Source organism: Paenibacillus sp. FSL R7-0204, assembly GCF_038002225.1.
GTDB lineage: Bacteria > Bacillota > Bacilli > Paenibacillales > Paenibacillaceae > Paenibacillus_AQ.
This window is the reverse complement of the sequence record NZ_JBBOCA010000001.1, coordinates 1,189,151-1,200,262: the sequence shown is the minus strand read 5'-3', so window position 1 is coordinate 1,200,262 and position 11,112 is coordinate 1,189,151. Positions and strand designations below refer to the sequence as shown.

General features: G+C 56.9%; 6 protein-coding genes. All 6 read right to left on the bottom strand.

Features of this window, described 5'->3' with window-relative positions; genetic code table 11:
• Positions 1–115: 115 nt before the first annotated feature.
• The 6 genes from MKX42_RS05395 to MKX42_RS05370 all read right to left on the bottom strand — a co-directional run bounded on the left by MKX42_RS05395 (position 116) and on the right by MKX42_RS05370 (position 11,111).
• The gene (locus tag MKX42_RS05395; protein WP_340751616.1) at positions 116–1,522 is read right to left on the bottom strand and encodes a transposase; all 1,407 of its coding nucleotides are present in this window, start codon (positions 1,520–1,522) and stop codon (positions 116–118) included.
• 363 nt (positions 1,523–1,885) lie between these two features.
• Positions 1,886–2,902, bottom strand: coding sequence for a glycoside hydrolase family 130 protein (locus MKX42_RS05390; protein WP_340751615.1), 1,017 nt, complete (start codon positions 2,900–2,902; stop codon positions 1,886–1,888).
• A gap of 73 nt (positions 2,903–2,975) precedes the next feature.
• The gene (locus MKX42_RS05385) at positions 2,976–6,149 is read right to left on the bottom strand and encodes an alpha-mannosidase (RefSeq protein WP_340751614.1); all 3,174 of its coding nucleotides are present in this window, start codon (positions 6,147–6,149) and stop codon (positions 2,976–2,978) included.
• Between the two features lie 3 nt (positions 6,150–6,152).
• Positions 6,153–8,456, bottom strand: coding sequence for a glycoside hydrolase family 3 N-terminal domain-containing protein (locus MKX42_RS05380; RefSeq protein ID WP_340751613.1), 2,304 nt, complete (start codon positions 8,454–8,456; stop codon positions 6,153–6,155).
• 95 nt (positions 8,457–8,551) lie between these two features.
• Positions 8,552–10,162 (bottom strand): extracellular solute-binding protein, encoded by a 1,611-nt coding sequence (locus MKX42_RS05375; protein WP_340751612.1) that lies wholly within the window; start codon positions 10,160–10,162, stop codon positions 8,552–8,554.
• A 37-nt stretch (positions 10,163–10,199) separates the two neighbouring features.
• Positions 10,200–11,111 carry a carbohydrate ABC transporter permease gene (locus MKX42_RS05370; RefSeq protein ID WP_036694906.1) on the bottom strand — a complete coding sequence of 304 codons (912 nt, stop codon included), beginning with the start codon at positions 11,109–11,111 and terminating at the stop codon, positions 10,200–10,202.
• Position 11,112: the final 1 nt, after the last annotated feature.

Genomic DNA, 11,112 nt, shown 5'->3' with positions numbered 1-11,112 from the left:
GAATCCGTGCAAAACGATCAAATAATCCCTTCTACTGTACTCTGGAGACAATTTCATAATTCAGTTTACTGAAAAGCAAGACTGGGCCAAAGTCTAAGGTCATGTTTTTAAAAAATCAGGCGACTTGCTGGGAGTTTTTCACCTGCTGGTTCAACTTGTCTAACGCAAATTTACTCAAATTGTACGCTAATGTACTGAGCTGGAAATCAACACTTGCCCGGACACCGCGGTGACGCGTTCGTTTCATGCCGAAATACTCTTTGAGATAGGCAAACACACGCTCCACCGCCGTACGCTTGTTGTACAGCGTGGTAAAACTTTCGCTACCTCTTGCGGGATAGGTGTGTAAACGCAAATCCGTTTGTATGCGAATTTTAAACACTTTTTGGCAATCGGTACCGGAGAGCGCACAGCCTTTGCATTCGCTAGGCCGGGTGTACTTCAGGGTCTCATACTTGGCATCAAAACTGTCGTAACGGTACGCATGTCCTTGAGCGCACACCGGCGTGTACTCCAGATTCATTCCTGCAGGCGGGTCTTTGTGGTGAATCAGGGAAATCGCAGGATAGGCGCCGAGCGAATGAATCAACTGGTAGATCGCCGCGCAGTCGTAGCCTTTGTCGCCCAAGATATGCTTGACCTTTAGCCCCGGAAACTTCAGGAGCAGGCCTTTGAGAAGGACGACCGCCATCCGCTGGTCATTCGGATTGGCCGAACTAAAGAGGCCACTGAGGATATACTGGCTGTCCGTGTCGACCAGCAGATTCGCCTTGAACCCGTAATAGCTGGTCATTCGCCCCTTCGTATTTTTCTTGTCACAACGCGCAGCATGCCGGGGCAACGCGGTCAGCAGTTCATTGTACGTGTAAGGCAACATCGCTTCAATGGTTTTCTGGAACGGTCCGAGACTTTGTTCATAGGCTTCCATTTCCTCGCGCCGACGTTCCTTTTCGGCCTGGGATGGACGACCTGGCTTGCTGTACTTGGGTTTCTTCAGCGGCTCGTTCACCGCCTTCGGCTCAGGCTCGGGAGGTTCGAGCTGAAGTTGCTCGGCCACCGGAGCTTCGCCTTTCTTTTGCTCCCGACGAGCCGCACGACGCTTGGAAGCCGATTCGCTAAATTGGCAATCCCACGCCTCGACCATGGAGGAATCCACAGCAAGATGGGTGCCGCTCACAAAACCTTCTTCTAGGGCAGATGTGACTAGGCGATCCTGAAGTTGTTCCAGCATTCCCGTTTGCTCCAGCGCATGAATCAAACGGGAATAGGAAGCCTGGCTTGGAATGTTGTCCGAGCCCGTAAACCGGCACTGGACTCGAAATTCGTGGCTATGATTCAGTCGCCGGACCAAGGCAGAAATAAACTCAATGTTCTCCATTTTGGCAATCAGCAGCGAGTAGATCATGGCAGGTACGTTTAATTGCTCAGGCCGTCCGCGATGGTTCTTTTTCCCCAGTGCGGACAGAACTGGAGCTAAATGTAAGTGTTCAAAGATTTGGCTGTATTTATCTTCTGGACCCATCTGGAGCAATTCCTCAAAGGAAAACAGTTCTTCTTGTCGAATAGAATAGATAGGGATTACCTCTTTTCTTCTCGGGTGTTGGTTTCGTCGCCTATCACTTCGAGAATGTGGGGAGGTACTCCTTTTTCTGTGCTCAAAAAAGCCAGGTATAGCAAGGGTTTTGAATTATGAAATTGTCTCCTCTGTACAATAGATATCACTGAAATGAAGTGAAAGTGCCTGAAACCTGAGAATCTAATGTATAAAATACATTAGGTTCTTTTTTCAAGTGAATTTAACCTCAGTCTGTTGCACTAAGTACAATAGCGCAATAGTCCATCACCGAAGCCCCCGCCACATTCCACCATACGGGCTGCCTCCCGGCTACTCCGCTTCCTGCAAAATATGCTCTACCAGCTCATCCAGCGGCACCGTGGCGAGCGCGATCGCTGTGTCGGTTACGCCGTAGTAGATATAGAGCAGGCCGTCCTTGACCACATTGCCGGTCGGGAAGATGACATTCGGAATCTGGAAGCCGAATTTCTCGTAATACGTCTCCGGCTCCATAATGAAGTTATGGGTCCGGGCAATGATCTTCTCCGGCTGCTCCAGATCCAGCAGCATCGCCCCCACGCGGTAGACGATCTCTTCATCGACGCCGTGATAGAGCACCAGCCAGCCCTTGTCTGTACGGATTGGAGGCGTAGAGCCGCCGATCTTCCTCGATTCCCAGGACAGGTTCCCGGCGGTGGCGAGCAGCTTGGGCTCTTCCCAATGCACGAGATCCTCGGAATAGGTAATCCACATGGCGGCTTTCTCCGTTCCATAAGCCTCACCCACGTATTCTTCGGGGCGGCGCAGCAGCACGAATTTGCCGTTTATTTTCTCAGGGAACAGGATGTTGTCCCGGTCGTTGATGTGGAGCGGCGTGGTGTCCGCCACGAACTCCCAGTCCAGCAGATTGGTTGACTTCAGAATCGAGGAACGGGTCAGCCAGTGGCCCTCCTCTTCCCCCCAGCCGTCCGGGTATTCGGGAATGGAGCGCTCAGGAACGCCGGCCCCGGTAGGATAATAGCTCATGGCGCAAGGGCGCAGAGCGTAGTTGAGGTAGAAGGTTCCGTCGATCTTCACAATGCGCGGGTCCTGCACACTACCGTACGGGAAGCCCAGCATATCCGGTGTAACAATCGGCTCATCCTTCACATGGGTGAAGTTCACACCGTCCTCGCTTTCCAGCAAGCCCAGATAGTTCTTGCATGGGGTCAGGGAACCGGCGGTGCGCTCGATCATATAGAACTTGCCGTTATCGATGATAACCGCAGGATTGAACACGGTCACCTTGCGCCACTCATAGCCGCCCGGGACGACAATCGGATTATTGGGATGTCTTGTAATTTGCATGTCTATTCCTCCTGCGAATGATGTTCGTGGTATATAAGAAGCTCCAAATTTCCCCTCCGCTTCTTTGCTTTCGTTAATTTCTTTCGTGCTTCTTATATAACTTAAACGTCTGGACCTCATAAGGCCGGAAGGACAGCGGGATCACGCCGCCGGTGGTATCCACTGAGCCGGTCTCGCTCTCCAGCAGATTGACCCGGCAGGCGCGGACGTCCTCGTCCTTCCAGTCCAGTGTGGCCGACTCTCTGCTGCCCGCCGCTTCATACAGACGTACAATCGTTCCACTGCCGTCCTCTGCCTGCTTGATTGTGTCGAGCATGACGTGGCTGCTCTGGAAGGCCAGCCAGGCATGGGTGCTTGGATAACAGCCGGAATGTGCGGCTTCGCTGACCGCCAGCAGCGGCTCATTCAGCTCCGCCGCTTCCCGTACCACATCGGCCTGCCGCCATTCTCCGCTGTGCGGATAGAGCGAATACGTGAATTCATGCTCCCCCTGGTCGGCATTACGGTCCGGCCAGCGCGGAGAGCGCAGCAGCGAGAGCCGCAGCACCCCGTCATGGATGTCATAGCCGTATTTGCAGTCATTCAGCAGGCTGACGCCATAGCCGCCCTCTGACAGATCGGCCCAGCGGTGTCCGCAGACCTCGAATTGTGCCTGCTCCCAGCTGGTGTTGCGGTGGGTCGGGCGCTCCAGCGCGCCGAACGGGATCTCATACGTAGCCTTCGTTGCCACAATATCCACCGGAAAAGCAACCTTCAGCAGCTTATGCTGCTCCCTCCAGCTTACGCTGGTGCGGAAGTCCACTCTCCGGCTGTTCCGGGGCAGTACAATCTCCTGCTCAATCTGTGATTCACCGAGCTGCCAGCGGAACTTCAGCACGGTCTGCACGGGGCCGCTGCTGACCACCCTGCGGTCCAGCAGCTTCGCCTTGCCCGCAGGCTGCTGCTCATAACGCGGGTCTATATCCCAGGCATCCCATAGCGTCGGGGTGTCATGATAGAACTGGAGCTGGTTGCCGGGTTGGCCGGGCTGGAGCAGCTCACGGCCCGCGCTTGTGTCATACCAGCGGCTGATCTCGCCGTCTTCATTGAATGTCAGGATATAATGGTCCGTCTCCCATTGCTCCGGGAACTCGTCTCCGGCGGCGGATTCATCCTGCGGCTCAGGCCCTACTCCGGCTGGCTCCGCAGCTTCCCGCAGCCAGATCGTCCGGCAGCCGAAGGCCGGAACCTTACGGACCTGTACAGCCAGCATGTAGCTGTTCCCGCCAGCCTCCGTGTTCCAGCATTCGCTCACAAGCAGGCCGTCCTCATCGAATACCTGCACCTCAGCCAGCTCAGGACCGCCCTCCAGCCGGAGCAGCTCCGTCCGCTCCCAGCCCAGGCTGTTGAAGACCACATAGGGACGGCCCTCACCCGATGTATTCACTTCAGCCGCCAGAGCATGCAGGGAGCGGTCCAGCACCTGCCCGCCCAGACGGAAGATCTCGGCGTATTCCTCCCGCGAGGTTGTATACACCTCCGGGATGGAAGTCCCCGGAATGATGTCATGGAACTGGTTGAGCAGCAGCAGCTTCCAGCCCTCGGCCAGCTCCCCGGCGGGCAGCAGACGCTGCACATCCGGCTGATCCGGCTGCTCCAGCTCCAGAGCACCGTTCTTCTCCGCCAGCACACTCCAGATCTCCGCCTGCCGGTATAAGACCTCCGCCTTGCGGTTGCTGCGTTTATTGAAGGCATGGGTCGTGAAGGTGCCCCGGTGCAGCTCCAGATAGAGATCGCCGTGCCACGCCGGAAGCTCCGGCTGACGCGCACCGATCTCCGAGAAGAAGGCTTCGGCCGTAGAGAATCCGCTGACCGGCTGACCCGGCGCGAGATCAGTACGGGCCACATATTCCAGCATCTCATGAGTGACTCCGCCGCCTCCGTCTCCGTGGCCATAGAGCAGCATAAGCTCATCATGCTCTTCCTTCTGGGCGTAGGCCTGCCAGTGCTCCTGCACATCCTTCGGGTGGGTATGCTCATTGACCCCATGGTTCTGATAGGCCACAATCTTCGTCCCGTCAATTCCTACCCAATGGAATAAGGTATGCGGGAAGGGATTGGTATCATTCCAGCCCAGCTTGGTGGTCATGAAATAACCGATGCCCGCCTGCTTCAGCAGCTGCGGCAGGGAGGCGCAATAGCCGAAGGTATCCGGCAGCCATTCAATCGTGGAATGCTTGCCGAATTCCTTCATATAGAAGTCCTGCCCGTACAGCATCTGCCTGACCAGCGACTCCCCGCCGGGAATGTTCAGATCCGGCTCTACCCACATGCCGCCGACCAGCTCCCACCGGCCTTCGGCAATCCGCTCCTTGATCCGCGCATAGAGCTGCGGATAATGCTCCTTGGCGAAGGCATAGAGCTGCGGCTGGCTCTGGGAGTACCGGAAGTCGGGGTACTTATCCATCAGGGTGCAGACGGTGGAGAAGGTCCGGCTGACCTTGCGCACCGTCTCCCGGACCGGCCACAGCCAGGCCACATCAATATGGGACTGGCCGACCATATGCATCGTCCCCGGGTCCAGCCCTGCCGGCCGTTCCGCCGAAGCAGCAGCCCGTAGCTGCTGTTCCGCCGCAGGTACAGCTCCGCCGTCCAGCAGCAGCTCCTCCTTCATATAGAGCGCGTCCATTACCCGCTCCAGCGCCTTAAAGCTGCGGATGCGGCGCATATCACCCTCCGTCAGCAGGAGGGCTGCTTCGTGTACGATTCGCACCGTATACAGCAGGCTGTATACCGGGCGATTGACGCGCACAAGCTTAATTTCAATGCCCGTCAGCGGGGGCTTAATCACCGCCTGCCGGTTCAGCGGGTCCTCCGGTTCCGGCACAGGATCATACAGCTCAATCTCCAGGTCCAGGCGCCCGCCCGCAGCGCCGGACGGCAGCGGAATGAACCAGTGATTGCTGTCCAGGCCATGATACGGCGCTCCGTCCAGCTTCAGCAGGCCTTCCCCGCGTCCCAGATAGAGCAGCGCCGCCTCTTCCGGTCCCCAGTCTCCCGGAACCGTGATCTCCCGCTGAAGGAAATAGGTGGTTCCATACCCGCCGTCCAGCAGAGAAATATTGTATTCCTGATGCACTTCCTCCTCATGCTCATAGCAGCCCGGAGTGAGGTAACGGGACTTACGCATCCTCCATTCCGCAAGCTCTATCTTCTCAGTCCACTGCCGCTTGGCCAGCCATCCGGTGAACCGCTCCATACGCTTCATGGCTTAGCCCTCCTCTCTGACATGGAGCGGGGCACTCAGATACTCTGCGGAGTGCGGGCCTGCCATCACCGTGAATTCTCCTGGCTCGACGATCCGCGTCAGATCTGCTGATACATACTCCAGCTCCTCCCGGCCTACACGGAACGTCACCGTCTGCGTGTCTCCCGGCTGAAGGCTGATCTTGCGGAAGCCCTTCAGCTGCTTCTCGGGCCGGGTAATAGAAGAGGCCAAGTCGGAAATATACAGCTGTACCACCTCGCTGCCTGCCCGGTTGCCCCTATTAGTCACATCCACGGAGACAAGCGCTTCTTCATCCGCAGAGATTACAGAAGGCTCGACCTTCAGGTTGCTGTAACCGAATTCAGTGAAGCTAAGACCATAGCCGAAGGGATATCCGGCGTGGAAGTCTGTCTCCAGATACCGTTTGCCTCTCGTCCGCCGCTTGTAGTAATACACGGGAAGCTGGCCGACATGCTTCGGAATGCTGATCGTCAGCCGCCCGGAAGGGTTCACCTCGCCGAACAGAATGTCGGCAATCGCATGTCCGCCCTCCTGCCCCGGGTACCAAGCCTCCAGAATGGCGTCCGCGTGCTCTACAATCCAAGGCTCGGCAATCGGGCGGCCGTTAATATAGACCACAATCAGAGGCTTGCCCAGCTTGTGAAGCTCCTGCGCCAGCTCAAGCTGCACACCCATCAGATTCAATGTGGACCGGTCGATGCCCTCCCCGCATTCCATGTCGCTCCAGGAATGCTCCGTCACGACAGAAGCGCCGGTGAGCAGATCAATCGTCCCCTCACCGAAATCTCTGGCGCTGGAGCCGCCGATCGCCAGCACTATCGCATCAGCTTCAGCCGCACAGGCCAGCGCAGGGGCGAAGCCTTCGCGGGAATCGCCCTTGATCCGGCAGCCGGGTGCATACAGGACCTTGTCCGCTCCGCCGCCCAGCGCCTGCCGGATACCCTCCAGCACCGTGACAATCGCGCCTGCGGGCTGCGGCGAGGTGTAGTCGCCAAGCTGGTTGTACGGAGCATCCGCATTGGGACCGATTACGGCAAGCTTACGAATCCCCTTGCTTAATGGCAGCGCTGTGTTCTCATTCTTCAGCATGATGATGCTCTCACCGGCGATCCGCCGGGCCAGCTCCCGATGCTCCGGCTTGCCGATGATTTGCTCTGCCTGCTCAGGATCGGCAAAGGGCCGGTCGAACAGACCGAGCTTAAACTTCAGCTCCAGAATCCGCGCCGCCGCGCGGTCCAGATCGGATTCCTGCAGCCGCCCATGCTCGATAGCGTCTGCGATATGCTTCTCGAACATCTCGCCCGACATCTCCATATCGATGCCCGCCAGCAGTGCCTGGGCTACAGCCGTTTCTCCGCTATCTGCGGTGTTATGACCATTCGTCAGCATGCCCAGCGCTCCGCAGTCTGTGATCACGAACCCTTCGAAGCCCCATTGCTCCCGCAGCACATCCTGCAAAAGATAGCGGTTCGTCGTACAAGGCACGCCGTCAATCTCGTTGTACGCTGTCATAATGGACAGCGCTCCGGCTTCTACCGCCTTACGGAACGGCAGCAGATCAACCTCATGCAGCTCGCGCAGTCCCATATGCACGGGCGCGGAGTTGCGCCCGCCTTCCGAGCTGCCGTAGGCGGCGAAGTGCTTCAAGGTGGCCAGCACGGAATCCTCCGCATCCAGCCGCTCTCCCTGCAAGCCCTTCACGGCCTCTACACCCATCGCCGCAATCAGGAACGGGTCTTCGCCGAAGGTCTCCTCCGTACGGCCCCAGCGCGGATCACGCACCACATCAAGCACCGGCGAGTAGGTCGCCGCTCCGCCCTGGCTGCGGGTCTCCAGCGCTACCACCCGGCACATCTCCCGGTATAGCTCCGGGTTCCACATACTGCCCAATGCAAGCGGCACCGGAAATACAGTGGCGCCGATAGCCATATGCCCGTGGGAGCATTCTTCGCCGAACAGAATCGGAATCCCGAGCCGGCTCTCCTGCATGGCGTAAGCCTGAATCGCATTAACAGCCTCCGCCCCCTCCTTCGGGGACAGACCGGTCTCCAGCGTAACGCCAGTCCACGGGTCGGCACGCAGCGTCCCATACAGGGAGCCGACGCCTCCGGCGGCAACCTGACGCTTGAAGGCCTCTGTCATGCCTGTGGTTCCGTCCGCGTGCTTCTCATAGCACTGCCAGCCGAAAGGCTGGACTAATTGTCCAGCCTTCTCTCCAAGCGTCATGCGCTGCAGCAGGTCCTGTACCCGATCCGCCACAGATTGTGTTTTATCCTTATAGATCATTTTCACAGCACCTTTCTGCATCAGTCATTCATGCCGCTCACTCTCGGCACTTCAGAGGATGAAATTTCGAAGAAGACGGATAGCGCCTGTAGGATTTAGTTGGTTTTCCAGCGGTCATAAGCAGCCTGGTTGATCTCAGCCACTCGCTCTCCGCCCATCTTCTTGACTGTTGCCACATAATTATCCCAGCCGGTCAGCGGCTCGGCTCCGGTAATGAACTTCGCTTCCATCTGCTTGACATAAGTGCTCAAATCCGAATTCAGACTGCTGATCTCCGTCTGCTCTTCCACAGTGAGGAACAGGGCCGGGAATGGAATCCGCGCGCCTTTATCCAGCAGCTTCTGCTTGGTCTCCTGCTCTACCCAGAGGTCAAAGTCTGTCTTCAGCCCCTTGTTGATATCGTCCATGGACAGAGTTGGTGCAGGAATACCGTAGTTCGGCGTCAAGGTGGCCCGGAAATCCTCCATCTCCTTGCCGTCCGGTACAGGCAGGTATTGCTTCACGCGGTTGTCTTTGTCGGTGTACTCCCAGAGCGTACCCTCCGGTCCTTTGTTGAAGAACAGAGCGCCTTCATAGGAATAGAGGTAATCCACCCAGCGGAGTGAGGCTTCCGGTGCAGGATTGCTGTTCGTAATGGCGAATGCGCCTGTCGTAATTCCTCTGTTCTTGGCAATCGCCGGAGCGGACACCGATTCACTGCGCACAGGGGCGAACATCGGATCTGCCGTGGACGGCTCTCCGCCCTTAGTCATATAAGCATGCCAGTCGGAAAAGAGCGCCACGCGGTTATTCTGCGCCTTGGCCTTCTTCTGCTCTGCCGTCTGCGAGAAGCTCTCATGATCCAGCAGCTCTTCGGACCACAGACGGTTCATATAGGTCAGATACTCCTTATAGCCTTCTTCAAGCGGTGTATAGTGGACCTTGTCCGCATCGTCTACATAGATTTCTTCTTCATAGATGCCAAAAGCGCCCAGCAGCCAGGTGCGGATATCGCGGAGGTTCGCAGCAGTTGTGGTCACCGAAGAGATCGGAATTTCATCGGCGGTCCCGTTGCCGTTCGGATCTTCCTCCTTCACGCGCTTCAGGTAGGTGTACAGCTCCTCGGTCGTTTCCGGCAGCTTATCGATGTTCAGGGCCTTCAGGAAGTCCCCGTTATACCACATCGGGTTGCGGTACCAGTGCTGGCTCATTTCCACCACCGGCAGGGAGTAGATATGACCGTCCGGAGCGGTAATCGATTTGCGCACATCCGGGTTCTCCGCAAGCAAAGCCTTGAAGTTCGGGGCATATTCTTCGATCAGGTCTTCCAGCGGGATCAGAATCCCCTGCTCGCCGTAATTCATCTGCTCGGCAGTCGTCAGACCGGCCGCATAGAAGATATCCGGGTAATCGCCGCTGGCGAACACCAGATTCTTTTTGGTATCGAAGCTGTCCTTCGGCGCATTTTTATATTCCATCGTAATGCCGGTCTTCTCCTTCATCTGCTGGAGCACCGGCATGTTCTCCCAGTTCTGAATGCCCACATCCGGCGCCATCAGCGTCAGGGTAACGGGTTCGCTAACAATCGGGAAGCCCTCCTTGTTCACCGTGGCCTCTCCGGTACTCTTATTCGCGGTGCCTTCATTGGAGCTCCCGCAGCCTGCCAGCAGTCCAACAATCACAGCCGAAGACAGCAGAATCTTCCATGGTTTACGTGTGATCTGCATTAATAATTCCTCCCTTAGGTTCATTACATTTTAACCTTTAGCCTTTTACAGAGCCAATCATGACCCCTTGGACAAAATAACGCTGCAGGAACGGGTAGACCGCCACAATCGGCAGTGTAGAGACAACGATGACGCCATATTTGACCAGCGATGCCGTCTCTGCCTTATTATTCATGGCCATAGCTACCTCGCCGTTGATCGCAGCGCCTGTAGTTTCGGCCGACATTTCCTGCAGGACCAGAATCTGGCGCAGCACCATCTGCAGCGGATACTTGGCTTCATCGTTCAAATAGATCAGGGACGGGAAGTAGCTGTTCCAGTGTCCAACCCCGTAGAACAAGGCCATGACGGCGACAATCGGCGCGGACAGCGGCAGGATAATGCGGATGAACAGCTTCAGATTCGTACAGCCGTCGATGTGGGCCGCTTCCTGTAATTCTTTTGGAATCGTGGACTGGAAAAAGGTCCGGGCGACCACGATGTTCCATACCGATGCGGCCACCGGCAGGATCAGCGCCCCCATGCTGTTAATGAGGCCCAGGTTCTTGACGAGCAGATACGTCGGCACCAGCCCGCCGCTGAAGAACATCGTGAACAGAATGAGGCCCATGAACAACTGGCGTCCGACAAAATCAGACCGGCTGAGCGCATATGCAGCAGGCAGCGTAACCGCCAAATTCAGCAGAGTGCCCACCGCTGTGTAGATGATGGTATTGAGATACCCGTTCCAGATCTTCGGGTTCTCGAACACCAGCTTATAGCCGTCCAGCGTCACATTCTTCGGGAACAGCCACATCGCGCCCGAATTGACATCCTGCGGCGAACTGATGGACGCGCTGAGGATATAGATCAGCGGATAGAGGACCACTACGAGCGCAAGGCACAAATAGATGTAGGTGCTGATCAGAAACAGCTTATCTCCCCTGGATTCTTTCATGGCAGTAACCATA